This is a genomic window from Flammeovirgaceae bacterium SG7u.111 (assembly GCA_034044135.1).
GTDB lineage: Bacteria > Bacteroidota > Bacteroidia > Cytophagales > Flammeovirgaceae.
This window is the reverse complement of the sequence record CP139021.1, coordinates 5,510,334-5,536,993: the sequence shown is the minus strand read 5'-3', so window position 1 is coordinate 5,536,993 and position 26,660 is coordinate 5,510,334. Positions and strand designations below refer to the sequence as shown.

General features: G+C 39.4%; 22 protein-coding genes. 9 read left to right on the top strand and 13 right to left on the bottom strand.

Going from position 1 to position 26,660, the window contains the following annotated elements; translation table 11 throughout:
- Window positions 1-265 precede the first annotated feature (265 nt).
- On the top strand, window positions 266-886 hold the full coding sequence (locus tag R9C00_21565; GenBank protein ID WPO34291.1) for a class I SAM-dependent methyltransferase: 621 nt from the start codon (window positions 266-268) through the stop codon (window positions 884-886).
- Between the two features lie 26 nt (window positions 887-912).
- Here R9C00_21565 and R9C00_21560 read toward each other — a convergent pair whose 3' ends face one another.
- From R9C00_21560 to R9C00_21530, 7 genes are all read right to left on the bottom strand, one after another.
- Window positions 913-1,317 (bottom strand): nucleoside 2-deoxyribosyltransferase domain-containing protein, encoded by a 405-nt coding sequence (locus R9C00_21560; protein ID WPO34290.1) that lies wholly within the window; start codon window positions 1,315-1,317, stop codon window positions 913-915.
- Window positions 1,318-1,542: 225 nt separating this feature from the next.
- Window positions 1,543-2,271 (bottom strand): DUF4231 domain-containing protein, encoded by a 729-nt coding sequence (locus R9C00_21555; protein ID WPO34289.1) that lies wholly within the window; start codon window positions 2,269-2,271, stop codon window positions 1,543-1,545.
- 249 nt (window positions 2,272-2,520) lie between these two features.
- A complete protein-coding gene (locus tag R9C00_21550; protein WPO34288.1) occupies window positions 2,521-3,156 on the bottom strand; it encodes an LON peptidase substrate-binding domain-containing protein in 636 nt (211 codons plus the stop codon).
- A 128-nt stretch (window positions 3,157-3,284) separates the two neighbouring features.
- Window positions 3,285-3,704, bottom strand: a complete 420-nt coding sequence (locus tag R9C00_21545; protein WPO34287.1) for a hypothetical protein — start codon at window positions 3,702-3,704, stop codon at window positions 3,285-3,287.
- Window positions 3,705-3,833: 129 nt separating this feature from the next.
- A complete protein-coding gene (locus R9C00_21540; GenBank protein WPO34286.1) occupies window positions 3,834-4,082 on the bottom strand; it encodes an AtpZ/AtpI family protein in 249 nt (82 codons plus the stop codon).
- Entirely contained in the window at window positions 4,006-4,455 is a 450-nt protein-coding gene (locus tag R9C00_21535) for a polymer-forming cytoskeletal protein (GenBank protein ID WPO34285.1), read from the bottom strand. Before R9C00_21535 ends, R9C00_21540 begins: the two co-directional genes overlap by 77 nt.
- Before the next feature lie 442 nt (window positions 4,456-4,897).
- A complete protein-coding gene (locus tag R9C00_21530) occupies window positions 4,898-5,761 on the bottom strand; it encodes a M23 family metallopeptidase (protein ID WPO34284.1) in 864 nt (287 codons plus the stop codon).
- A 496-nt stretch (window positions 5,762-6,257) separates the two neighbouring features.
- Between R9C00_21530 and R9C00_21525 the strand changes: the two genes are divergently transcribed.
- The 4 genes from R9C00_21525 to R9C00_21510 all read left to right on the top strand — a co-directional run bounded on the left by R9C00_21525 (window position 6,258) and on the right by R9C00_21510 (window position 12,811).
- Entirely contained in the window at window positions 6,258-8,528 is a 2,271-nt protein-coding gene (locus tag R9C00_21525; protein WPO34283.1) for a tetratricopeptide repeat protein, read from the top strand.
- Window positions 8,529-8,703: 175 nt separating this feature from the next.
- The gene (locus tag R9C00_21520; protein ID WPO34282.1) at window positions 8,704-11,067 is read left to right on the top strand and encodes a transglycosylase domain-containing protein; all 2,364 of its coding nucleotides are present in this window, start codon (window positions 8,704-8,706) and stop codon (window positions 11,065-11,067) included.
- A 365-nt stretch (window positions 11,068-11,432) separates the two neighbouring features.
- On the top strand, window positions 11,433-11,858 hold the full coding sequence (locus tag R9C00_21515) for a hypothetical protein (GenBank protein ID WPO34281.1): 426 nt from the start codon (window positions 11,433-11,435) through the stop codon (window positions 11,856-11,858).
- Window positions 11,859-11,932: 74 nt separating this feature from the next.
- On the top strand, window positions 11,933-12,811 hold the full coding sequence (locus tag R9C00_21510) for a fructosamine kinase family protein (GenBank protein WPO34280.1): 879 nt from the start codon (window positions 11,933-11,935) through the stop codon (window positions 12,809-12,811).
- 302 nt (window positions 12,812-13,113) lie between these two features.
- Here R9C00_21510 and R9C00_21505 read toward each other — a convergent pair whose 3' ends face one another.
- On the bottom strand, window positions 13,114-14,175 hold the full coding sequence (locus R9C00_21505) for a hypothetical protein (GenBank protein WPO34279.1): 1,062 nt from the start codon (window positions 14,173-14,175) through the stop codon (window positions 13,114-13,116).
- Window positions 14,176-14,335: 160 nt separating this feature from the next.
- Window positions 14,336-15,046 carry a phosphatase PAP2 family protein gene (locus tag R9C00_21500; protein WPO34278.1) on the bottom strand — a complete coding sequence of 237 codons (711 nt, stop codon included), beginning with the start codon at window positions 15,044-15,046 and terminating at the stop codon, window positions 14,336-14,338.
- A 441-nt stretch (window positions 15,047-15,487) separates the two neighbouring features.
- On the opposite strand from R9C00_21500, the gene R9C00_21495 reads away from it, so the two are divergent.
- Window positions 15,488-16,075, top strand: a complete 588-nt coding sequence (locus tag R9C00_21495) for an RNA polymerase sigma factor (protein WPO34277.1) — start codon at window positions 15,488-15,490, stop codon at window positions 16,073-16,075.
- Window positions 16,041-17,393: a hypothetical protein gene (locus tag R9C00_21490; GenBank protein WPO34276.1), complete on the top strand. Its 1,353-nt coding sequence runs from the start codon at window positions 16,041-16,043 to the stop codon at window positions 17,391-17,393. Before R9C00_21495 ends, R9C00_21490 begins: the two co-directional genes overlap by 35 nt.
- Before the next feature lie 4 nt (window positions 17,394-17,397).
- Here R9C00_21490 and R9C00_21485 read toward each other — a convergent pair whose 3' ends face one another.
- Both R9C00_21485 and R9C00_21480 read right to left on the bottom strand, forming a co-directional pair.
- Window positions 17,398-18,450 (bottom strand): glucosaminidase domain-containing protein, encoded by a 1,053-nt coding sequence (locus R9C00_21485; GenBank protein WPO34275.1) that lies wholly within the window; start codon window positions 18,448-18,450, stop codon window positions 17,398-17,400.
- 161 nt (window positions 18,451-18,611) lie between these two features.
- Window positions 18,612-20,408 carry a M1 family metallopeptidase gene (locus R9C00_21480; protein ID WPO34274.1) on the bottom strand — a complete coding sequence of 599 codons (1,797 nt, stop codon included), beginning with the start codon at window positions 20,406-20,408 and terminating at the stop codon, window positions 18,612-18,614.
- 497 nt (window positions 20,409-20,905) lie between these two features.
- Between R9C00_21480 and R9C00_21475 the strand changes: the two genes are divergently transcribed.
- Together R9C00_21475 and R9C00_21470 are read left to right on the top strand one after the other, a co-directional pair.
- Window positions 20,906-22,696, top strand: a complete 1,791-nt coding sequence (locus R9C00_21475; protein ID WPO34273.1) for a DUF5060 domain-containing protein — start codon at window positions 20,906-20,908, stop codon at window positions 22,694-22,696.
- Between the two features lie 205 nt (window positions 22,697-22,901).
- Window positions 22,902-23,735 carry a sulfurtransferase gene (locus R9C00_21470; protein ID WPO34272.1) on the top strand — a complete coding sequence of 278 codons (834 nt, stop codon included), beginning with the start codon at window positions 22,902-22,904 and terminating at the stop codon, window positions 23,733-23,735.
- Window positions 23,736-23,986: 251 nt separating this feature from the next.
- On the opposite strand, the gene R9C00_21465 is transcribed toward R9C00_21470, so the two are convergent.
- Both R9C00_21465 and R9C00_21460 read right to left on the bottom strand, forming a co-directional pair.
- The gene (locus R9C00_21465) at window positions 23,987-24,115 is read right to left on the bottom strand and encodes a hypothetical protein (GenBank protein ID WPO34271.1); all 129 of its coding nucleotides are present in this window, start codon (window positions 24,113-24,115) and stop codon (window positions 23,987-23,989) included.
- A gap of 335 nt (window positions 24,116-24,450) precedes the next feature.
- Window positions 24,451-26,640, bottom strand: coding sequence for a glycoside hydrolase family 3 C-terminal domain-containing protein (locus R9C00_21460; protein ID WPO34270.1), 2,190 nt, complete (start codon window positions 26,638-26,640; stop codon window positions 24,451-24,453).
- Window positions 26,641-26,660 lie beyond the last annotated feature (20 nt).

Genomic DNA, 26,660 nt, shown 5'->3' with positions numbered 1-26,660 from the left:
TTTATATTTAAATGTGATGTAGTATTTAACATTTTACCCTTACTTATTGCCAAGCCTAAAAGAGGCACTTAGTAATGAGTTAGAAAAATAGGCTAAAGGATTCTCCCTTAGCCAAAAATAAATTCCCTGTAGAAAGATATTTAATAGTGACAATATCTTTCTACAGGGTGTCAAATGAATTGTAAATAAAACAAAAAGATTTTTTAATTAACAATTAATTGATACAGTATTATTCAGAATAAATCCTGAAGGCTTAGCCCCTCAAATGAAAAACTTATACGAAAGATATTTATTGCCAAGGTTGATCCATCGTGCTTGCAATAGCGGACCTGCGAATTTCCAACGCTCCTTGATTGTGCCCCAAGCGGAAGGTACTGTTCTTGAAATTGGCATAGGTTCTGGGCTGAATTTGACTTTTTATGATCCTGAAAAGGTGAAAGCAGTGGTAGGAATTGACCGTTCGAAAGAAGTTTGGGAGCGGAGGGACGTATCGGTAGGTGAGCTTGGTTTCGAGTTTGTATTTGAGGAAGGGTTTGCGGAAAATCTGCCACTAGAAAACCATTCGGTAGATACCATTCTTACCACCTTTACGCTGTGCTCCGTAAGTGGGTTGGGAGCGTCTTTTGAGGAAATGAGGAGGGTTTTAAAGCCTAGCGGAAAGTTGCTGTTTTGTGAGCATGGGAAAGCTCCAGAAAAAGCGGTGAATTTGCTCCAAAATGCACTTAATCCTGTTTGGAAAAGGATGGGAGGTGGCTGCCACCTAAACAGAGATATTCCCACCTTGATAAAGGCAAATGGGTTTCAAATTAATGAAATGGATACGGGGTATATTACCGGACTAAGGTTTGCCAGCTATAACTTTTGGGGGAGTGCTAAAATGAAGTGATAGATCCTGTTTTATATAGATTTTGCTTAGTCTTTGTGCAAGCCGTTATTTAGGAATTCGATTGTTTTTTGGAGCGACTTGAACCACTTGCCGCCATTGGCTTCCACCATCCGCCCAACAGCTATCATCGATTTTATTTGTGCTTCGCTGAAGCGTGCTTCCTCATCTTTCACCAAGGCGCAAAAAACGGTTTTCCCTGGTCGTTTGTTGGAGTCATCAATCACCTCGGCTATTGAATAAACCCCAGTCATTTTTGGGGTGATCACGTATAGGCAATAGTCACAATTTTCTCTTTCTACCAACTCTTTTTTATAGGCTTCCTCGTCCCAATTATCAACCACTGGGTTGAAGTATTCGATCTGTAACCGTGGAATTACGTAGTTTCTCCAACGGGATTTGTTTGCTGTACCTCCAAGAAAAACTTTAGCCATATTGTTTGAAATGGATTGTCTGAGAATTGGGTTGTTCAACATTTAAAAAGTACTATGGGCTTGTTAGGGCAATTTATTTAAGAGTGATTTGGAAAAAGTCCACCACACAAATCTGCAAAACTTCTGGCAAATTACCACTTTCTTTTATTTTATAATAACGTTAACCAAAACAAGTGCCGAGCTAGCCAAGATGGCAAAAAAGCAAGGGGATACCCTTGCTCAGTGCTATACTTTTGGAGCAGGATGGCTAGTTGTCGGAGCGCCCTTTTTATTGGCTAAGTTCGAGAAATCAGTATGCTGAGGCTGTTTCATTCGGGTTTGCCATTTTTGGGTTTCTTTGCTCAAGATCGACTCCACTTTTTCCACCAGTTTGGGGAAGGCATCTTCCTCATCGTAAGGTTCCGTACGGGTAAGGTACAATGCTCGTTCGTATTGTAGCGCCTCGGCGGCAGCTCTATACTCTTTCCAATACTTGAAAAAATCTCCTAACTCTAAAAACTTATTGAGAATCACCAGTACAATACCTCCAAGTGCTGCCGATACAAGCATTACTGTCTCTATCGTTTCGCTGTTATCGTAGCCTTTTGCTACGGCTGTCATGGTAGTGAGTACAGGAATGGTAGCGGCGATGATAAATTCTATCCGCTTATATTTCTTGTATCTTTTCTGGTTCAATGAGCTTTTCCTGTCAAACCAATTCATTTGGTCATCAAGCCTATTGGTTATATACTCCTCATCTGTCATCAATGGCATGGTTCTTCCCAATGGCTTATAGTTTCGGTGTTCACCGCTAAAATCTTTTTTATCGGAACTAGTGCTTTCTTCTTGTACTTCAATTTCTTCAGGCTCAGCTTTTTCTGCCTCGCCTTTCTTCTTTGGTAAAGGCAACCCTTCTTCCATAGCAATCTCTGTAGCTCTATCCTCTACTGTTTTTTTTACTTTTTCTTCCTCCATGATGCCTAGGCATTAGGTTCTACTGAATAGATTTATTAATATAAAATTTTGTTTTATACTTTCCAAATAAAAAACATTTGGACGCATTGAAATAGCGATTTTATAAAATAACTTAGAAAAAGTCGGTTTCTTATTTGAGGGGAGTAAAGATTGCTAAGGACACTTGTTTTTTAGCAAAAAATGGTACTGCTGAGTATCAACTCCTTAATAATTGAGAGGTTGTACTTGTGTTAATGGAATATCTTCGTTTTAAAAATTAATAGGGTCAAAATTCTTGAAATGCCCATTTTTCTTTATCCTATCTTTGGCTTTTTCCATGGCTCTCACCACGGGTATGTTGCCTTCTAGGTGGTCTATAAGAACAGCGATTCGCTCACCCTCGCTCTTTGTTTTGAGCAATTGATACTCTTGCCTGAGGGAAAGCCCCAGTTTATGCCCGACCCTGAATGAAAGAAATGGATCATTGACAGGGACATCAATATCTATTTTTATTAGCTCAAAAAACACTTCTAAAAGTTTCAGCAGTTTAGCCCGTCTTTCATTGGAAACTTCGTCGGTGAACTCTTTAAACTCGATTTCTCCACCTGCATAGAGTTTTTGCCTATCCATCGGGTTTTTAAAATTCTCAATCCTAAATATTCTATCTCCCTTGGTTGATATGTCCATCCTGCCATCTTTGTAAGTATTGGTGATGGAGTGGATGCGTATCTCAGTACCCCATGCTTGTACCTTGTTGTTCAGGAAGGTAGATATTCCAAAAGTAGCTCCGCTTTCTACACAGTCGTTCACAAGTTGCTTGTAGCGGGGCTCAAACACGTGTAAGTTGAGGGTTTCGTTGGGGAAAACCACCAGTTTGAGGGGGAAAAGAGGGAGTTTGATTAACATACCCAGATCTGTTTTTATCGAAAAAGAGTCCTTTTTTATCTTTAACAACAAATTGAACCAGAAAGGTTGTGATAATCGCAGTGTTAATCTTTTAACAAGGCTGTTTTTTATCAAATTTACTGCCCAAACTATTCGGAATCAGGCTTTGGTTTGCTTCGTACGGCTTTGTTTATTGCAGTGATTTCTACTCCTGTGTATGAAAAATAGAGGATGAGGAAAGAAGTGACGATTTGGTTCATCTGCTCTTTGTAGATGTAAGCGCAAACGCCTATCACTGCTGCCGAAAGAAACATTTTGAGCCCAAGCAAGCCTGAAAACTTATTTACAAACTGGTTGCTCTTTTGCTGGTTGGCTTTGAGTAAGGTATGATGGATAAAGGCTGTGAGGATGAAAAAATAGGGGAAAAACCCATATACAAGTTTGGGGGCTTCGGCTATATGCGCCACTTCAAAAGCTACAATAAAAAGTGTAAGTAGGAGAGCGGTAAGAATAGAAAGGGTAATGATGAATTTGTTGAATTGTGCCGAAACTTGTTCCATTTGCTTCATTAGGGTAAATATGTTTGCAATTATACTGAAACAAAAGTGCTTTGTGAATTTATGACCTGCCAAATATAGCTTTTGGAGAGAGAGTACAAAAAAAGCCGTCTTTCTGTGAAGAAAGACGGCTCAGACCGATCAGGTATCTTTTATAATGATATAAATAGCTAAACCAGAAGAAAGGAGGGCTAAAATAATGGTAAAAATAGGTGTTTCAAGCTCAAGCCATTCATCTATTTTCATTCCTCCCAATACCCCAGCTACCATGGTGAGGGCCATTTTGGTGGCTATCCCAGAGTACTTAGCGTAATCACTTAGTAGCGGTTTGGGGTTTTGCCGCTGGTTTTTGCTCTGTTTTTCCGTTGACTGGTGCTTTGGCTTGTCCATCTTTTGCTTTATCGCCCATTTGGCAGTTTCCGTTAAAAGTAGCTCCAGATTCTATGATCAATCTTCCCGCATAAATATCACCATTGATCACCGCCGAAGGCTTCAAAACAAGCACATCTGTAATATCAATTTTTCCTACAACTTCACCAGATACCTCAGCATTTTGACTGAAGATGTTGCCTTCTACCATAGAGCCATCGCCTAGGGCAACTTTAGATTTAGAGCGTACATTTCCAGTTACTTTTCCATCTATTCTTATGTTGCCAAATGTTTCCAAGTCACCAGTAATAGCAGTGCCTTTGCCAATGATATTACTCGAATTACTCATTTGTACTTCTTCTTGCCTTTCGGCTTTGTTGTTAAATAAACTCATTATGATTCAGATTTTAATTATTTCTTAATCAATCATTTGAGCACTGTTTACACCATGATTTCGGGTAAAAGTGTCTTCTAGTCAGTTGGTTACTTCAAAATATGAAGTGGGCACAGGCTCGATTAATGTAGTTGATTTTGCTAAAATGAGAAAAAAAAACTGATTGTAGCAATTTCTACAAAAAGAATATTTCCTTCAAAAGCCTGTCAGAGAAGTTGTAGGTTAGTTTTTTAATAGCGAGATACTCATTAAAGTCTGGCTCATTTAGAGCTTGTTCAAAAGTTGATGCGGGCTGCTTGCTAAAAAAAAGTAGGTTAGCTTGTAATTTAGAAATACTCGAAAGAATCATCTATAAAATTTCATTGCTTTTATAAATAGTTCGGTTCATTTTCTCCTATTCCCTATGTCAAGATAACGATATCTGCCGACATTATGAAAATAATTATAGTGGAATAAAGTCTTGAGGGTTCACCGGATTGCCATTAAACCATATTTCCAAGTGCAAATGAGGTCCGTCCGTATATTCTCCTGTATTCCCTATAATAGCTATAATATCGCCTGCTTTCACTGTTTTCCCCACTGTGCCGAGTAACACGGAATTGTGTTTGTAAACACTAATTAGCTGGTGCTTATGTTGGATGGCTATCACGTAGCCAGCATCTTGCGTCCACGATGACATAATAATTGTACCGTCGGCAATAGCCTTAATAGACTCATTCTTTTTAGCTACAATATCTAAGCCATAGTGGCCTTCTTTTACACTAAACTCTTTGGAAACTACTCCATTGCTAATGGGCATAAAAAAGAAAAACTCTTGCAGCTCGTGACGGGTGCTGTTTATGAGTGAAAGTTGTTCGTAATCATCCTCTTCAAATTCTTTTCTGAATTGAGAATCTATAGGGTGTATCTCGTTGTTGCTGTACTGGTTAGGTTTAAACGAGTCAATAGTTTCACTTGTTTGTAGCTCGGTAATAGGGATTCCTCCTTCCAGTACCATTTTCAGATTTTGGATGTACCTGTCTTTCATGTCCACCTCTATTATTAGCGAGTCGAGCTTGTCTTCTATTTCGAGTAGTGCAGAACTTGTTTTTAATGATTCGGTTCTGGGGTCGAACCATTTGGAAAGCACTGTGGTGGCCAGGGCAAAACTCAAGCCAAGCATGACTAAGAAAAAGATACTTACCGATAAAATTAGCTTAGCATAGCTGAATTTTATAGTCGTCTTCTCCGCAAAATTTTCCTCATCTCTTACAATGAGCAACAACCTTGATGTAAGCCGATTTGATATTGTTTTTCTCTGTTTCAAACTATCTGTTCAAATTACTAAAAGAGTTTCCTTTAAACTAAGCGCAAGCTGGTTTTTTGAAGGAAAGTCACGCTCAATCGTATCCAATGAAACTCATAATCTTTTCACAAAACCCTTTTTGGAAAGCTATAATAACACTTTCCCATTACATATCATACATTTGAGCGTATTGGGTGCAAAAGTACATCTTTTTACTAAGGAAGCATGAGGGGTATTTTAGAAAATAAATAGGGTACTGTATATCAGCTGATTAAGGGGTGTTGGCTATTCGGGTCTACAGAGCTTGGTTGGGAAGTGCGAGTAATGAGTAAATGAAGGGGAAAGGTTGATTGTTTTAATGCAAATAGAATTTGTCCTAAATTCTGAAATACTCAACATTTTACAAATAAGTTGGCGCAGAGAGCCTTCTTGTTATATTTGTAAAAAATGGAATGGCTTATGCAAAGCATTTGTTTCAACTAAGTGTTCGCTACATCAAAAGCATTTACTTATACCTATGCAAGAGAAGAATTGTTTCCAACTATCACTTATAACCTGGGTAAGGTTGCTGAGCGTGGTCTTGTTATTCTCTGGATGCCAGGCTTATCATGACACCACTGCCCGTTTCAATGCCTATTTTCTTGCCAAAGAGAAGATGTTAGAAATAGAGAATACGCTATTTGGTGAGCCTGTCAACGATTACAACGATATCCTGCAAGTATTGGTAACGATAGATACCAACCATACCCGCTCCCAGAAAACTGGCTTCGATTATGTGATAGAAAAGGCATCGTTGCCCATCCAATGGCACGAGACTAGCGAGTGGGTGGACGATTGCTATATACTTATAGGGACTTCTCGGCTGTACCAAGGCGATTTTATGAACGCCACGCTTACCTACAAGTTTGTGAATACCTACTCGAAAGATGCAGATACTCGGCATGAAGCTTTGGTGAAGCTCATGCGGACGTACATTGAAGCTCGGGAGTATGATAATATGTTTGCAACGCTCGACTTTATTCGAAAAGAAAAAGTACCCTTTAGCGAAGACAATACCCGCGATTACCACATCGTAATGGCCCATTATTACCGTCTTATAGAAGATTACCCGCTGGTGGTGGAGCACCTTGAGAGGGCGATGCCACTTATTCAAAAGAAAAAAGACAAGGCTCATTACTACTATTTGTTAGGGCAGATTTATGAGATGTTTGGCGATGACGAGAAGGCCTTTTTAAACTACGATGCCGTGATGAAGCACAATCCTGATTTTGAGCTTGCTTTCCAAGCTGATCTAAACCGATCGGGGGTGAAAAAGTTGGAAACCGAAGACGACGTAATAAAAGCGTCGAAGTATTATCGGAAATTGCTTTCCGATGAGAATAACTGGGAGTACCGCGACAAGATTTATTACGAAATGGCCATATTTGAAATTAAGCGCAACGAGCATAATAGTGCGATTAATTATTTGAGTGAATCGGCACAGGTGAGTAGCTCTAACACGGTTCAAAAATCGTATTCTTATTTGAAAATGGGAGAGATTTATTACGACCATTTCAAAGATTTTGAAAATGCGGCACTCTATTACGATAGCACCATGCAGGTGATGCCAAAAGATATTAAGGTCTATGAAGAGGTAAAGGAAAAGGCGGAGGTGCTGAAGGAGTTTGTAAAATACCTCAACATGGTTCGTGACCAAGATAGGCTCATCAATTATTCGAACATGGAGCCTGCTGAGCTCGATAGCGTACTTACCGCAGAAGTCACAAAAGAGAAAGAGAAGATTCTTCAAACGAGGGAAAACCGAGAATTGGCTGCCCAAAAAAGAGTGCAACCTACTTCAGCGGAAAGCTCTGAAGTAGAAGTAGAAGGAGGATGGTATTTCTACAATTCATCTGCCGTGGTATTTGGAAGAACTAATTTTGTGCGGATTTGGGGAACCCGACCGCTAGAAGACAACTGGAGGTTGGTAAGTAAAAGTTCTTCGCTAATTCAGCAACTCCCCCAGCAACAGCAGAATACTGCAAAGAAGAAGAAAGGAGAAGAAGAACAAGAAGATATTTTTGCCTCGGTGCAGACGGTTGATCAACGGAAAGCGCAAATTCCCAACAGCGATGAAGCCATGGAGGCTGTAAAAGAAAAACTAGCAGAAGGGCTATTTGGATTGGGCAAAACTTATTATTATAAGTTAAAAGAGCTGGAGAATACTCTCACCACGTTTAATCGGATGGCGGATGAATTTCCCTACCATGAAAATACGCCAGAGGCAATTTACATCATGTATTTGCTCTGCACCGACTACGATAGCTGTGATGCTAATCCTTATAAAAACAAATTGGTCGAGGAATACCCTAAGTCTTTTTATGCGCGCATTATTGTCAATCCGAATTATGTGGAAGAGAGTAATGTGATTAATGAAAAGGTGGCCAATATGTACAAGCATAGCTACGAGCTTTATAAAGCAGATGAGTTTGAGCAAGCAGATTCGCTTTTGAGCTTGGCTGTTACGCAATACCCCGAAAACAACTTGCTTGACAAAATAGCCCTGCTCAAGGTGATGATACTTGGGAAAACAACCGACAATATCACCGAATACTACATAAAATTAGACAAGTTCATGAAAACCTACACAGAAAGCGAGTTGGTAGCTTATGCAAAAACACTCATGAGTGGGCTTTCAGAAAAAGAACGCCAAATGGGGGCTTCTGCCGTGGAACAACAGTCTATAAACGAGCAAGAGGAAGGTGGGCAAACTCCTCCCGATGATGGCGGTGGAGATGAAAAAAAATAAGCTAGCGAGCTTCGAAAGGAAAGGACTGGTTTTTGACGTTTGTTGCAACAGGCGCTTTTTATAATTTTTTAACCATTTTGAAGCCTACTTTTTTAATACTTTTGCAATTGGGGTGTTTAAACTAGTAGTTGATTTTACTTTCATCCCAACATTACAGGAAATTTTAAACGATAGTATGTATAAAAATATAACAAGGATAGCTTGGGTGATTTTTTTCCTTGCGATAATTGGTCTCCCATTGTTGATTTCTTCCATTAGGTACAATTGGTTTGGCTTGTACGGAGGAATGCCCGACCTGAGCGATCTAGATAACCCTAAAAATGAACTTGCGTCGGAGGTTTTTTCAGCTGATGGGGAACTGCTCGGCAAATATTTTAGGGAAAACAGAAGTAGTGTAGAATACGATAACCTTTCCCCCAACCTGATAAATGCCCTTACTGCTACGGAAGATATACGATTTGAAGAGCATAGTGGCGTTGACCTTATAGGTTTGTTAAGGGTGTTTTATGGAATTGTTTCTTTCGATCTGCAAGGCGGAGGAAGTACTATTTCCCAACAGCTTGCCAAAAACCTTTTCCAGACAAGGGGTGCACTGAACGATGGAACACTATGCCGGATGCCTTTGGTGGGTACGTTTATCATAAAGGTAAAGGAAATGATTTTGGCAGTAAATATTGAAAAATATTACACCAAAAAAGAGGTCATGACTTTGTACCTCAATACAGTAGATTTTGGTAGCAATGCTTTTGGGATAAAAGTAGCTTCCAAGACTTTTTTCAATGTTGAGCCTGATAGCTTGAGTGTTCCCCAAGCTGCTATTTTGGTCGGGTTGCTCAAAGCCCCAACCGCTTACAGCCCTCGTCTCAATCCTGAAAACTCAATCAGGAGGAGAAATACTGTTTTTGGGCAAATGAAGAAGTATGATTTCCTTACCCAAGAAGAGTTAGATTCTCTAAAAGAGCTGCCCATAGGCTTGGAAGAATATTCGGTGGCAAGTCATAATAAAGGCTTGGCAACTTATTTCAGGGCAGAGTTAGCCAAAGAATTAAGGACTTGGTGCAAGAATAATACAAAAGCGGACGGGTCGAACTACGATCTTTACGCAGACGGCTTGCGAGTATATACCACTATCGATACTCGTATGCAAAAGCTGGCAGAGGAGGCGATAGAGGAGCATATGACCAAGCAGCAAGGATTGTTTTTTGAGCATTGGAAAGGAAGAAACCCATGGATAACAGATGATTATAAAGAGATAAAAGGATTCTTGAATAGGGTGATTAGGCGTACTCCAAGATATGCTTCGCTCAAAAAGCAGTTTGGCGACCAAAAAGATTCGATAGATGCCGTGCTGAACAGGCCTGTGAAAATGAGGGTGTTTACTTGGGATACTCCGAGCCACGAAATGGATACAGTTCTCAGCCCTATCGATTCGGTAAGTTACTACAAGCATTTCCTACAGGCAGGGATGATTGCGGTCGACCCGTTTACCGGCCATATTAAAGCTTGGGTAGGAGGGATAGAACATAAGTACTTCCAGTTTGACCACGTGAAACAAGGTTATCGCCAGCCTGGGTCTACTTTTAAACCTATTCTCTATTCTTATGCAATAGACAAACATAAATACCACCCATGTTTCAAGGTAGTAGATGCGCCTATTACTTTTACGCTGCCCTCTGGCGATGTCTGGACTCCTAAAAACAGTTCAGAGTATTCAGGTGCTACCTTTACCTTACGACAAGCCATGGCGATGTCTAAGAACACGATTGCCGCTTACCTAATGAAAGAGTTTGGTGACCACGGCCCCGAGCTGGTGGCTAATTATGCCGAAGATAAATTTGGGATTGGTTATTTGCGCCAAAAATATGGAATAAACCGTAAGCTAGAGCGTGTGCCTTCTTTGTGTTTAGGAACTAGCGATGTCTCTTTATTTGAAATGGCAGCTGCATATACCCCGTTTGTGAATGGGGGAATTTGGACAGAACCACTTTTCATTACCCGTATAGAAGATAAAGAAGGAAAGGTGTTGGCTGCTTTCACTCCTAAAACTATCCAGACATTTGGAGAAGATGTGGCTTATACCATGAGCTATATGTTGAGAGGATCGAACGAGGAGAGAGGGGGGACTTCCGTAGGCTTGAGGGTTCGTCAAGTAAAAGAAGGGCAGCAAGGCTATAATTTTATAAGGGGAAATCAAGTAGGAGGTAAAACAGGTACAACCTCAAACTATTCAGATGCATGGTTTATGGGAATCACCAAAGATTTGGTAGTAGGAGTTTGGTCTGGTGGCGATGATACGAGCATTCACTTTAGAAGCTTGAAATACGGTCAAGGAGGTAGACAGGCGATGCCAGCTTATGCTCTTTTTATGGAGAAACTATTTGAGGATGAGGAATTGGGTTTTGAAAAGGGAGAGTTCCCCAAGCCTGTGACACCCATTGGAGAGCTTGACTGTTGGAAATATGAGGTTCATGAAAGCTCTACAGATTCTACTGGTAATTTTATTTTGCCAGGAAGGGTTGATGAGAATGAGTTTAATTAAGGGCCACTAAAAATAATATAAAGCACCGATGGAAATATCGGTGCTTTTTTTTGCTCAAAATCTCCCTTTTCTAAATGGATAATAGCAATTTTTTTCTTACATTGAAAAACAAGAACACGGCTTATGGAAACATTCTTCCTTTTGAGTCTTTACTGGTAATTTAGGGAGGGGTTTTTACTGATGAAAATCATTTGTTTTGCCAATGATCGTCATGAAAAAGTTGAGGATTATAACAGAACTTTCAATCAAGCTGCTGATCATAAGCGCAATTAGGAGGTTTATTTTCACACCAAAAACAGTAAATATGAAGAAAAGACTACTTTATCTATTTATTTAATCTCCATAAACTAAAATACATAAAGCCTATGGCACTTTTAGTAGAAGCTCCCACAAATGAATACGTTTCCGAAGCAAGCTTGGATGAATTAGTACAGCAAAGTGATGAGTGGAAAGCCGATGCATTATTTTGGCGCGAAGAGTTGAAATTGTTCCAACGCTTGCTCGACCATTATTACGCTGTCACAACAACTAAAGAAGAAAAAAAACAAATTTCCCACCTGCAAAGCCTCATTACGTATTACGGAGGTGAAGTTGTTTACCAGATTAAGCATGATGTCTCACAACACAGAAAGCATCTGATAAGACTAAGCAAGTCTGGTGCCCCTATTCCCGAAAATGATAGGTCTAGAGAAGAACATAAAGCTTATGGTGAAAAAATGGTTTCTTTTTTAGAAGAGCTTGCCAATATCAGGCAAAGCTTATTTGGTTTCATAACTAATTTACATAAATAATAAAACGGTTCATTTCATAAAATATACCCCGCACTTTGGTGTGGGGTTTTTTAATGCTAACCACACAGGCTAATATGTTTGAGTTTTCTAAACAAGAATTTTATGAAAAGGCGTTGAGCCAGGTTTTTGAAGAAGAAATAGCTGTGCTAGGTGAGAAAAACTTGTCTGGAGGGTGTGTCAACAATGCAACGAAGCTAAAGACAACTAAGGGTGTCTATTGCATCAAATGGAACCAATCGCAGCCAAAAGAGATGTTTGCAGCTGAGCAAGAAGGGCTTTTTTTAATGATAAAAGCAAATGCGATAAAGATACCTAAACCAATAGGGGTTGGTGAAGTAAATCAAATTGCATTTTTAGTGTTGGAATACATTGAATCAAGCGTTCGTTCGTCTAGCTATTGGGAAGATTTGGGAAAGCAACTAGCTCAGATGCATAGGAGTAAAAATGAGCAGTATGGGTTAAGTATAAATAATTTTATAGGCTCTCTTCCACAGACAAATACCTTTAAAAGTAACTGGATTGATTTTTTTGTTGAAAACAGACTTGAGCCTCAGTTTAGGCTGGCAATTGAAAGCGGTGTTATCTCAAAAACATATTTGAAAAAGCTTGATGCCTTAGCTGCCAAGCTGCCTAATTTGCTTGTCCAAGAGCATCCGTCATTGGTTCATGGTGATTTGTGGAATGGGAACTTGATGGTAGGGGAAAAGGGAGAGCCTTGCTTGATAGATCCAGCAACGTACTTTGGGCATAGAGAAGTCGATTTGGCCATGACAAAACTGTTTGGAGGATTCTCCCACATGTTCTATCAGGCTTATCAAGAAACTTACCCTACGGAAAAAGGACTTGAAGAACGCTTAGATATTTACAATCTCTACCCCTTACTCGTTCATGTAAACCTTTTTGGAGTAGGATATATGTCAGGAGTAGATAGCATATTGAGAAAATATACCTAAGAAATGTTGATAGCAGTTCAGAAACAAAGATATGTGCTGTATAAGAGTTGAAAAGCACCCAACTAATCAGCTGGATGATCTGTTTTATTTATGATTGGTATCTTGAATAGTATGATGTTGAACTTTTTTAGATTGATTTTTTGTAGGCTAATTTTTTACTCCAGTTTTTTTGTTTTAAAAGCATAAATAAGTTTGATAGCTAAGAATTTAAAGTAAATCTAATTGGATTTGGGTTTAGATTAGAAACCGGGGGTTAGGTAATGTTACCTGCCTCCGGTCTTTTTTTATCCAATAGTTACTAACTAGGTTAGTAGATTGATTCTTGTAAAAATATAGCTAAGTTTTTCTTTGTTAATCAACATCTTGAAATAATCTGAGGTACCTATCTGAATAGGATCGTAGCCGTTGTGCTTGAGGTATTTTTTACTCGTTTTTTTATCGAACCAATGGACGAGACTAATCTCTCCTTTGCTTATTTCGAGTGCCGTGATCCCTCTTTTCCCTATCACACAGCCCGAATTAAAGAGGCAAGGGAGGTGTATGAACGAGTTGTAGATATCCTGTTCGCCTTCTGTTTTATCTTCCTTATAAAGCTTCTTAAGTTCTTTTTTATAAATATCAATCAGTTTTTTAACTGCCTTGCTTTCTTCTTTGCTCACTTCAGAATAATTCCGGCACAGCTCTTCTATTTTATATCGAAGTCTCTCAGACTTGGGTAATGATTCAAAAAGTGGGCGGTGCGTGTGCCCAATAATAGCAACCACCTTTTGTTTAGATGCGAAATTGTACGTGCTTTTCTCGATCTTAAATTTTTTGCGGCTATTATGGGCTACGGAGTAGTTTTTAATGCCCAGAGGATTAGCTAGGTACCTTAGGGTGTACCCAACCAAAGCATTATGTTTATTGTACTTGGCAGAAGCCTGGTGACCGTGGAAAATGAAAATGTCATTCTCTTTATAGTTTAAAACAATTCCTTCATGAAGTTCATAGTTAGTAGTGGGCGATTCTTTAGAAAGTAGTCCAATGTCATGGTTTCCAATGGTTTTATAAAGTAACCCTTTGGCGTTAAACTCATCAAATAATTTGTAAACCTCTTTCCACCGTTTGTTTATTTTCTTGTAGTCGAAACGCTGAAGTTCCTCAACATCACCATTCAAAATGAGGGTGTAATTTTTAGGGAGATAAAACTCTCTGAGGGCATAGATGAGTAAGTCCGAATTGGGAATAAAGTCATCGGTAGAGCCACCGTCTCCCATGTGAAAATCACTGATGATAAGCACCCTATCTTTTTTATTGATAGGAATAGTAGGTGAGTTTTTGAACAGTTTTTTTAAAGAGTCAAAGTTGTTTTTCCCATTTTTCATTTGATGTAGTTAAAAGTAAGTTGTTTGGGGAAGAAGGATCAAATATTAGAACTTCTATCCAAATCTGCTTTTTTTAACTCAAACCTTAACTAATTCTTAATTTTTATTCAAACTGAAAGATGAAAACAATGGTAAATCAGGCTTAATTGATAAGCAAACATTACTGATTTTTCCAAAATAGGATCGGCAGCTTTTTGTCTAGATCAAAATCTTTGGTTAAAGAAGAGTTGAGGGCTCTGCTATTTTTGATTGCAGGAGTTTTTTCAAAAAACTGCCAAATAGCCCATGAAGTACCTATGCCGATTAGTGCTCCAAAATAGGTATCAATAAAGAAATGTTGGAGTAAGTAGATTCTAGAATATGCAGTCAGAACAGCGAAGGTAAATAGAATGAAAGAAAGCCTTTTTTTAGGAAGCATCATAGGAAGCAGAAATGCAAAAGCAAAAGCAGTAGCAGTATGGCCTGAAGGAAAAGAGCGGGTAGCATGGACGGCAACTCCATCTACAAAATGCAAAACATCTGGGTTGCTAAAAAAAGCCGTGGGGCGAGCCATTTCACTGAAGACATAGTTTTTACAATAGTGAACAATAAGCCCGTGCATTAACCCTGCAAGAAGCATAATTAGAGAGTAAGAATATTTGTAAAAAAGTAAGATTAGCACAGCAACTCCGAACACAACTCCGTGCCCCAAGTTGGTGATGTATTTGAAAAATAAATCAGAAAAAATGTTATAGGAAGAATTTACAGCTATACTAATGGTACCTTTGGGTAAGGTCAGAATAAGCGGCATGAGAAAGAGAAAAGCCACCAAATATTGTAATTGGTGAAATTTTTGAAATTTGGGATGTGGAGAGTATTGCTTTGAGTACATCGTTGTAACTGTTGGTGTTAGTGAAGATGCTTAAAGGAAAAGGTCGAAAATTCGAGTGCAAATTAATCACCTTTTCAGGAAACTTGATGAATAAGGTATGAACAAAAAATTAAATAGGCAAAGGGGGAATTGCTAGATGGTTTATGAGATATTTGGGGTTGGAATATAAGTTTTGGCAGGTGAGAATAAAAGAAGATAGACTGTATTGAATGTTGGGTAATAAAATTAGAGGATTTGAAGAAAAAATAGGAGGGGAATGCAGCGTTTTAGTAAATTTTGTCCGTATAGAAAGATAATGAACCAATATAAAAATAATATTAAAATATAATTTGAGCCGTTAAACCATAAGCTTAAAAGTTGGGTCTAAGAAATTGTTGGTAATTTGTTAGGAGAGCCTAACATTAAATGGTATCTTAGTTTAAAATGCCACTTTCGTAGTTTATGGAAAATGGATTAACTCAAAAAGAGATTACGTGCATTAAGGCATGCTTAAAAGGCAAAAGGACAGCTCAAGAAGAGCTTTATAAGTCTTATTATGGATATGGAATGTCCATAGCAATGCGCTATGCAGGTAATAAGGAAGAGGCGGAAGAGATTTTTAATGATAGCTTCATGAAGGTTTTTGGGAAGTTGAAGTTGTATGACTTAAACAAGTCATTCAAAGGTTGGGTTAGAAGAATCATTATAAATACATCAATAGACTATTACAGAGGTAAAAACCAGATAGAAAAAGGAACTATTTGTCTTGAGGGTGCATCAGATATAACTTACAGCTATGACATCATAAGTAAGTTGACAGCCGAGCAAATTTTAACCCTTCTCCAAAAACTTCCAGACAAATACAGACTAACGTTTAACCTTTACGAACTTGAAGGTTATTCTCATCAGGAAATATCAGAAAAAATGAATATACCGGTGGGGACTTCACGTTCGAACCTGACTCGAGCCAAAAATATACTTCGGGAAAAAGTAAAGGAATTATTTACGGAGAGATATGAAAGAACTGTTCGACAAGAGGCTGGCGGATAAAATTAGAGAAGAACTTGATTCATTACAACCAGAGTATGATCCCACAAGTTGGGATAAATTTGAAAAAAAGTTACCAACCAATTTTGTTCCTGAACCACGCTTTCCATTAGCTAAGATATCGACAATAGCAGCAATGCTATTATTCTCTATTGTGCCCTTCCAATTGGGTGATCAAGATGGGGGAATAGTGCAATCTGAAATGATGTCAGCATCCATGTTGGCAAGAAGGGGGGGGATAGAAGAAGGTTTTCAAAATGAGCAAACCGCAAAAGGTCTGGAATCACAACAGTTAGTTGAGCAAGCTGCAACTGAACTAAGGTCAAAAACCAGCAAAAGAGTTGGTTGGGTTAAAGAAAAACCTGAGGTAATAAAAAACCAAGAGGCTATTGCTTATGTTCGAAAAAGTACTTTTTATCCTCAAACAGTACTTGTAAAAAATGCGCCTTCTATCAACAGAACTCCATTGTTTCAAAAGGTTTCAATAAATCTACTTGCAAATAGTTATGGCAACTCTTTGCAAAAAAGTGATGTGGAATTATTAGGTGTAGAAAATGATAAAAAAAGAAGGCTCAATAAAAAGGGGTTAAAGAGATTTGTTATAGTTCCAAGCGAGTCTCAAAATGTAAACGGTAATTTTAGAAACCCAATGACTTTAAGTATCTCGACAGGAGCTTTTGCATCTTTCAACCATGAGAACCAGTTAGGGTATACAAAGCCAGGAGCTGAATTTGGAATGCTGGTGAATGTCCCAGTTGCAAAAAAGCTAAAAGTCTCAAGCGGACTGCTTTTGGGGCAGTATCAGGCTAAAGGGTTAGCTAATCCGTATAAATTTTCTGCTGTTGAACTAAATGGGCTAGTGGTTGATGATGTGGCTTTTCAAGGGAAAGGCTCGCCTCCAAGAAAGGTGGAGATGGTAACAAAAGAAGCGTTGATGCATTCTATTGTCATCCCTATAAATGTATCATATTCCATTGGAACTGTAGGGAAGTTTGCACTTTATGGGAGTGCCGGAGTGAATAGCTACGTGAACTTTAAAGAAATATATGAATTTAAGGAGGAAGAGTTTGTTGTTCCGGCTGAGACTAACGTGCCTGATGTTACTTTGTTGGAGTTTGGTAGAGAGCATTATGGAATGAATTCTATTGACGCTTTTTCAGCTATTAATTTGTCAGTAGGGTTAGAAAGAGTGTTGAAAAATAATAATTCCTACGTAATCGAGCCTTTTGTAAGGCTGCCGCTCAAAGCTATAGGTTCTGAATCCCTGAAGTTCAGGTCAGCTGGAGTATCTTTGAAATATAACTTCGTATTAAAGAAGTAAGGGCTTAGTAATCAAGTAAATCCAAGTGGTATCTTTTGATTATTGATTTCAATATTTTCCCGTAAATAGGAGATGTGGCATATCCAACCCCACCCATTTTAGTGCTTCCAATTGTATCGGCCCACTCATTAAAATCTTTCCCTCTTGAAAATAGTTTGTGATACCTATTGTTGTTTCTCAAATAAGTTGAGTGCGCCCTAAAAGATTGCCAAGGAGTAATGTATTCTTGGAAATGATCTCGCACAGTGCACTTATAAAAAGTCTTGCCATTCTTTTTTACCAATTTTTGTGAAACAACCTTGTCTTTATTTCTTTTAAGCTCAGCGGCTGTATAGTATTCGGTAGTTGTTTTTCTTCTGGTTTTCCCCGATTTATCTTTAATTCCAAAGTAATTGTTGTTTAAAATCCTTCGTCCATAGCTGGTTTCAAGCGCAGATTGGCTAAGCTTAATGGATGCAGGAATATTAAATTTAGCTTGTTCCATTAGGCAAGTTTCAATCTTTTTTAAATCTGCCGTATCGGTAAAATATTGGTAAACATGATCCTCCATAGGTATTTTGTCTAGAATCATATTCACAAATAACCTGCTTATTTGTTCATTCATTTCCTTAAGGGAATAGTCGTCCAATAGATCTGCCCTTGCTACATTATTACCTACTATATATTTATAGGTGATCTTGTGTTTTTCCCTTAGAAAGGCTTGCCTAATATTATCATTTCCTGGATCTGTTTCAAGCTCAAGTTCTTCCTCTAGGTCAGGGAGAATGTCAAGCAGTTCATCATTAATCTGGGGTTCATTACTTTTAACAGGGATCGAAATTTTATCCATCCCCTCTCCAAAATTATAGTAATGATAAATAGCGCTCGGTTCCTTGCTAAAGGAGCCTTTGAAAAGTATTACAACCATCAAGGCGAGAATGGCAAGCAATATTCTTCGGTCTAATATGAAGAATATATTTTGTCCCTTGATGTGCAGAAAAGGGTTCCAGCTGTTGATGCCCACGGAAACGCTGTCCCCCTTGTATTTGATGGGCAAAGTAAATCTAGCTTCTTTCATGATTGCCAATTATTTAAACATTTGATAGTTAATTATATTGGCAAAAATAATGATTGTTTAATTAATGAGCAATAAATAAACATAAAATGTTTATAAAATTAGCAAGTAGATTTTTGCATAAATCTACTTGCTTCATATACAAGGGATTGTGAAGGTGGGGCCTATTGATTAGAATTGCTGAAATACTGATCAATGGTAGAAGTAGCTACATAATGATAGTTTGGTCTAGCATTTTTGTAGATTCTTTCTGCTGTTTTGTTAAGATTTTCATCGTCTGCCATTTTTTTATACAATGGTGCAATGAACTTTCTTCTTCCTACATCCTTCAAAAATTTTTCCAACTGGCCGTATGCTGTGGTGTAATGATTATCTACTGCCAGCATCAACCACTCAAATAAAACTTCATTATTTCCACTGTTGCTCAATCCAAATAGAGCATCTAACTGTCCCATTTGTTTGGCATCTATTTTTCCATTCAAACTCCTTATAAAATGAACCCATTCTTGGTACATCCATCCTTTTGTGTTAGTGGGGGCAGTGCCATTTTCAATAAAGTTATTCGCTGCTTGTTCTGCTTTTTCAAATTTTTCCGATACTATTTGAGGGCAGTTGTCTGGTAATCCCGGGCCATACACCCATTTTTCAGGAATAATTTGATCTTTTGAGCCCGGAATGGTATCCAAAAGATTTTTGTCCAAATAAGCTAAAAACTCTTCTGTATTTACCGATTTGAATTTATGTTCATCAAAATAATTGATCAGGAATTTGTCCCAGCTTTTTTTTCCAACAGTTTCTTCAATCAGTTTTAAGAAGAAAAAGCCTTTATCGTAAGCAATGGAAGTCAACCCTTCGTCCGGATCACGACCGGTCAGGTTAAGCTTGAGGTGAGTATCCTCGGAAAAGTTCATCGATTCTAGTTCACTTTGGAGGTCTTGGTAACTTATAAGAGCCAGCATTTTGAATACATCTTCTCCATAAATCTCTTCCATTATTCGGTATTCAAAATAGACAGTGAAGCCTTCGTTAAGCCAGAAGTCGTTCCAAGTTGCATTGGTAACCAAATTGCCAGACCAAGAATGGGCAAGCTCGTGAGCAACTAATGAAACCAAAGATTTATCACCAGCCAAAATAGTTGGGGTGGCAAACGTAATCCTCGGGTTTTCCATGCCTCCAAAAGGAAAGCTCGGTGGTAAAACAAGTACATCGTATCTTCCCCAAGCATACTCTCCATATATTTTCTCGGCTGTTTCCAGCATTTCCTCCAAATCTTCAAATTCTTTTTTTGCTTTATGGATAGTAGCCGGCTCTGCGTATACTCCCGTCCGTGAGCCAAGTGCTTCAAAACTTAGTTTTCCCACTGCAAGTGCCATGAGGTAGGCGGGAATGGGTTGTTCCATCTTAAATTCGAATAAACCATCTGAACTGTCAGTTGTGAGGCTTTCTGCACTCATGAGGGCGGTAAGTCCTTTGGGAACTTTAATCTTGGCATTGTAAGTAAACCGAATACCTGGGCTGTCTTGGCAAGGTATCCATGTTCTTGCAAGTATTGCTTGAGACTGGGTAAATAGAAATGGCGCAGACTTACCGGCTGTTTGCTGAGGGCTCAACCATTGGAGAGCTGGTGCATCAGCAGATGTTCTATAGAAAATATTTAATGCTTCGGTAAACGTGTCTATTTCAATTTCTAGGGCACTTCCCAAATATTCAATTTCATTATGTAAGGTATATTTTAATTCCCTGTCTCCTACTGTTATCTTTTCAATTTCTAAGCCTCTTGTATCCAAAAATAGCTGATCATATTTGTTATTCTTAAAATGGATTTTAGCTTTTCCCTTCAATTGTTTTTGTTCAAAATCCACTTCCAATTCTAAGTCCAAGTGAGTCATTATTGCCTGCTCTGGCTGGGCAAAGCTATGGTGGTCTTCAGATTTAGCTACTTTAGGTTCAGGTTTTTCCATTGGTTTTTCCTTTGGTTTTTCACAAGATATAATCAAGAAACTTGCTGTAAAAAGTATTGATAAGTTGATTAAGCTACGCAATCTCATAATTGTTTGTATTAGGTTTCAGCTCCAAAAAATGACTATTTTTTCCTTAAATGGAAATGAATGGTATCTTTTTTAGAATTACCCTACCTAATTCTTATCGAGTAAGATTCATCATATAGAGTTTGTCACGCTTTATTTGCGTGACCTATAATCATTTTATCACTAGCAATGGGTTAGCCCGTTGAATAACACCATACTTATTTGATTTTAGCCTAATCTATACTTGTTATTCTTCTTAGGAAACATCTTTTTACTTCTTACCATGATACAGCCTAATGTGAATTAGGCAAAGTTCAATTTTACTTCATTTTTATTATGCGCAAAGGTTTTCCTAGATTTTTGTTCCTAGAAAAATGTCTGTATTCGTAACTTGAGCGTGATTTTTTTACTAAATACTAAAAGAGCTAAATATGAAATTGATTTCATTATTCATTTTATTGACCATTTCGCAGCTTACCTTGGGGCAGGGGAAAGTATCCGGAGAACTAAAAAAATGGCACAAAGTTACTATCGATTTTGAAGGCCCAGAAGTAAGCGAGGCTGACGATTTCAATCCATTTATGAATTATAGGTTCAATGTAGAATTTAACCATGCGGTGTCGGGAAAGAGCTATACGGTACCGGGTTATTTTGCCGCTGATGGCAATGCTGGCGAGAGTTCTGCCGAGAAAGGAAATGTGTGGCGAGTGCATTTTGCCCCAGACGAAGTTGGAGAATGGACGTATGCCGTTGACTTCAGGAAAGGTAACTGGGCTGCGGTGAGCGACAAGAAAAAAACTGGAGTTTCTGGTGAGTTTATGGACGGAACGAAAGGCTCTTTTTCCATCACCGAAACGGACAAAACGGGTGTGGACTTTAGGGCAAAAGGAAGGTTGAGTTACGTTGGAGGCCACTATTTGCAGTTTGAAGGAACGAAAGAGTATTTTCTAAAACAAGGACCCGACGCTCCTGAAAACATGCTTTCGTACGCCGATTTTGACGGCATGTTCCACAACGATGGGCACAAAGACAAGATGGTAAAAACTTGGGCGGCGCATTTGCAAGACTGGAAGGAAGGCGATCCGACTTGGAAAGAGGGAAAGGGAAAAGCGCTTATTGGCGGTATGAACTACCTTTCTTCCAAAGGACTGAATAGCGTTTCTTTCCTCACGCTCAATATTGTAGGCGATGACCAAAATGTATTTCCCTATATCGATTACGATACCTATGATAGATTTGATGTTTCTAAGCTAGACCAGTGGGAGATTGTTTTTGACCATGCTCAAGAAAAAGGTTTATTCCTTCATTTTAAATTAGCGGAAGTCGAAAACCAAGGCTTGTTGGACAATGGCGGCGTGGGAGCGCAACGGAAATTGTATTACCGAGAGTTGATCGCACGATTTGGTCATCACTTGGCGCTTAACTGGAATGTGTGCGAAGAAAGCGGAGATTGGGTAAAAAACCACAAAACCCCGCCTCAGTTTACGCAGCAGCGATTAGCCATGGCGCAGTATTTCTTCGACAAAGATCCTTACCACCACCACGTAGTTATTCATAACGGAAACCCTTTTGACGATTTGTTAGGGTCAGAATCGAAATACACAGGACCTTCTGTCCAAACTTCTAAAGCCGATTTTAGGCAAGTGCATGGAGCAGTTATAAGGTGGAGGGAGAAGTCTGCCAAAGCGGGTAAGCCTTGGGCGGTAGCCGTGGATGAGCCCGGTGATGCGCAGCACTCTTTAGTACCCGATAGCGATGATCCTGAACATAACCTAGCCCGCCAAAATGCCCTTTGGGGTGCTATGATGGCCGGCGCTTGGGGGCTTGAATGGTACTTTGGATACAAGCACGACCATTCGGATTTGACTTGTGAAGACTGGAGATCGAGAGATTTGTTTTGGGATCAGTGTAAGGTTGCACTTGATTTTTTTACACAAAATAAAATTCCTTATTGGGAAATGATGCCGAGTGATAGCCTCCTTTCCAACAAAGACGATTATTGCTTTGCCAAGGCAGATGATACTTATATTGTCTTCCTCAAAAAAGGTAGCGAGTGTGTGGTTGATCTTTCTTCGGCTTCGGGCGGTTTCAAAATTCAGTGGTTTAACCCTCGTACAGGCGAGTTTGAGAAGAAAGCTAAAAGGCTGGAAGGTGGATCAAAAGTAATCATCAAAGCTCCTGGGAAAGAGGAGATTGATTGGGTGGCTTTAATTAAGAAATAACAAATAGATGCAGTCCAAGAAAGTTTATATTGGATTGTGGTAAGCTAAATATTCCTTCCTTTTTGCTATTTAAACAGTAGTTTTTTAGCTTGTGAGCTACAGAAGTTGTCTAAAGTAAAACCTTTCGTCGGCTACGAAATCCTTTACTTTAGACAACTTTATAGTTTAAAAAAACAACAACTCACAAAATAAGGAGGGAAATACTTTGGATTCAATAGTTTCAATAGAATGGTTATCGGCGAATATCGACGATCCAGATTTGATTATACTCGATGCTACTCAAGACGGCAGTAAATCGGGCTTAGTGACGGAATATCCTGGGCTTCAGATAAAAGGCGCACGCTTTTTTGATCTGAAAAATTCGTTCAGCGATAAATCTACCAGTGTTCCTAATATGCTTCAATCGCCCGAAGAATTTGCCGTAGCTTGCCGCAAGTTGGGTATCAGCAAAAGCAGCAAAATTGTAGCCTATGACAACCTCGGTATCTATACCAGCCCAAGGGTTTGGTGGATGTTCAATATCATGGGACACAAAAATGTAGCAGTGCTGGACGGCGGCTTGCCCGAGTGGATAAAGAACGGCTTGACAACCGAACCTTTCACCGAAGAAGGTACGTTTGAAGAAGGTGATTTTATTGCTACTTTCAGCCCAGAGATGGTGCGGGATGCAAAGGGGATCTTGAAAAATATCGACAGCGGAGAAGAGCTTGTAGTAGATGCACGGGGCAAAGGTCGCTTTGATGGCACTGTGCCTGAGCCACGCGCAGGCATGAAAAGCGGGCATATTCCCAAGTCGGTGAACCTGCCTTTCAAAAAGGTGCTGAAAGATGGGAAACTCCTGCCCAAAGAAGAGCTGGAAAAAGTAATTGGCGAACTGGATTTGGGGAACAAGCCTTTGGTGTTTAGCTGTGGGTCGGGTATCACTGCCAGCGTAATTATGCTTGCCTGTGCACAAGTAATGGAAAACAAAATGGCGCTCTATGACGGATCTTGGTCGGAATGGGGTTTGTTAGAAGGCGCTCCTGTAGATGTGGCTTAGGGCTTGGGAAAAGGGAAATAAGTAGAAATAGAAGAAAAATTGTATAGTCGTTGCCTGATTAGGTGAAGGAGTCATTGCTTGATCTTGTTTAAGTAATTAAGAATCCTCAACCCTAATTTACTCAAACTGTTAGATTAAGTTTTGACTAAGGGTTATTAGGTGATAGGCTGGTTTGATAATTCGAAAATTTTATTAAAGTTTAGGTGTAAAAAAAGGGCTTCAAAGCCCTTTTTTTATATCGTGAGTTCAGATTATTTCCTTCTTCCTCTGCCGCTTTTGCCAGCAAGGTTTACTTTTTCTGTGTTACAGATAATTGCTTTTAAAGTCTCTGCTTTTTCTGCATTATCAATGCTTATGCTAATTCTTCTGCCGTTTGCCATTGTTCGTTTGTTTTGATTTTAATTTATATTACTCAATCAGTATTTTAATCACTCATGTAATATTGAGGTATTTTTAGAAGAAATTGAAATATTTTGTGTTATCAAGTTTTAATAAACTCCTTTCTAAAACTTCCTATATTCACTTTAAACCTAGGTTCAATACGCCTTTTGCATATCCTATATAGGTGTATTACCTAAAGGTAGCATTTCCAAAGTAAACGAAGTTTTTATGTTTAAATTACTAAATGCTAAAAGTTTTCTTTTCAAAAAAAGCAGGGCTTTTAGTACGAATAACTAAAAGCCCTTTCATTCAATAAATTACATCAAAGCTGGGTTTATTTGACAGTAAAGCTAGCGGCTACTGGTTTGGGAGCACCCAATTCCTCCGCTCTTTTGCCAGGAGACGAACCAGCAATGGTCAGTTTGAACTCTCCCTTTTCGAGTTTCAACTCTCCTTCGGGGGTTACCATTTGCATATCTTCTGGCGATACGGTGAAGGTTACTTCTTTCGATTCGCCTGGCCATAAAGAGATTCTTTCAAAGCCTTTGAGCGAGTACAAGGGGACTTCGGAAGATGCCTCAACATCCGTAACGTAAAGCTGCACTACTTCTTCGCCTTTTACTTTCCCTGCGTTAGTTACTTTGGCAGTTATGGTTACTGGTTCTCCCGCTTTTATTTTCTCAGCTGAAACTTTTGCATCGCTGTAAGTAAACTTAGTGTAAGAAAGTCCGAAGCCAAATGGATATTGAGGCTCTTCGGTCATGTAGCGGTAGGTACGCCCTTTCATTGCGTAGTCTTCGTAAGGAGGCAATTGGTCTACCGATTTGGGGAAAGTAAGTGGTAGTTTTCCAGAAGGAGCTACATCTCCAAAGAGGACATTGGCAATGCCATTTCCACCTTGCTCACCAGGATACCAAGCATAGATAATGGCATCGCAAAGCTCGTCTAGCTCAGGAATAGCAACAGGGCTTCCTCCATTAAGAACTACAATAATGGGCTTGTCACCAGCAGCACGAAGCTTTTTGAGGTAAGCGATTTGGTTTTGAGGAAGCCTGATATCGAAGCGATCACTTTTAGTTGGCGAGGCAATTGCTTCTCCTTCTTCTCCTTCTAGCAAGCCTGCTAGGCCCATAGAAACAATGATAGCCTCCGCCTCATTTTGTGCTTCACCTGTTGACCAGTCTATTGGGTTGATATTTTCCCTGTCAAGCAAGAATGCATATTTGTAGTTGATTTTTGTGCCTGGGTGAACCTTTGCTGTTATTCCTTCCAAAAGTGTAGTTATATTTCCAGATACGCCAAAGTAGTTGCCTAGCATCACTTCGCTACTTGCCGCATTTGGTCCCAGTACATACAGCCTTTTGATGTCTTTCTTGAGAGGGAGGACTCCATTGTTTTTGAGAAGAACTACAGATTTTTCAGCGGCTTCTCTTGCTAAGTCTTGGTGCTTTTGGCAGTTGATCACTTCAGGGCCTATTCCATTGTAAGGGTTCATTTCCAGAGGGTCGAACATTCCTAGGCGGAAACGGGTCCTCATGAGCGGAATAAGTGCGGCATCTATTTCTGCTTCGGTAATAAGCCCTTGCTCTACTGCTCCTTTGAGGTAAGGGGAAACACTTCCACAGTTTACGTTTATGCCATTTTTGAATGCCATGGCAGCAGATTCTTCTGGCGAAGTGGTTACTTTATGGTACTCGTGGAAATCTACCAAAGCCCAGCAGTCGGAAGTTACATGACCGTTGAATCCCCATTCTTTGCGCAAAATATCTTGCATGAGGTAGCTGCTTCCGCAGCACACTTCACCGAAAGTACGGTTGTAGGCGCACATTACAATTTCTACATCTGCTTCCTGCACAAGTGCTTTGAATGCAGGTAGGTAAGTTTCTTTAAAGTCTTTTTTGGGAGGAACAGCATTAAAAACGTGTCGGTCGCCTTCAGGGCCACTGTGTACCACATAGTGCTTGGCGCAAGCTGCTGCTTTCAAGTAGGTAGGGTGGTCGCCTTGTAGGCCTTTTACATAGGCTACGCCAATTCGGCTGCTCAAAAAAGGATCTTCACCGTAGGTTTCTTGCCCACGTCCCCACCTAGGGTCGCGGTAGATATTCACGTTGGGCGACCAAAAAGTGAGACCTGCATAAATTCCAGTATTGCCAATGGCTTGGGATGCATTGTATTTGGCTCTTCCTTCGTCCGAAATGGCCGTGGTGATGCGTTGGATAAGGGCAGGATCCCAAGTTGCGGCAAGACCAATAGCTTGGGGGAATACGGTAGCTCTGCCGTTGCGGGCAATGCCGTGTAAACTCTCGTTCCACCAGTTGTAGGCAGGTACTCCTAGTTTTTTGATTTCGGGAGCGTCGTAGTTCAGTTGGGCAATTTTTTCTTCGAGGGTCATTTGGTTTACCAATTCTTTTGCTCGTTCGTCAAAAGAAAGGTCGGTGTTCAAATATGCCTTTTGTTGGGCAAAGGCTTGCGTCAGACTAAACAGGCAAATAAGTGCTAATAAGTTCTTTTTCAAAATCTTCATATTTTGTTGTGAGGTAAAAA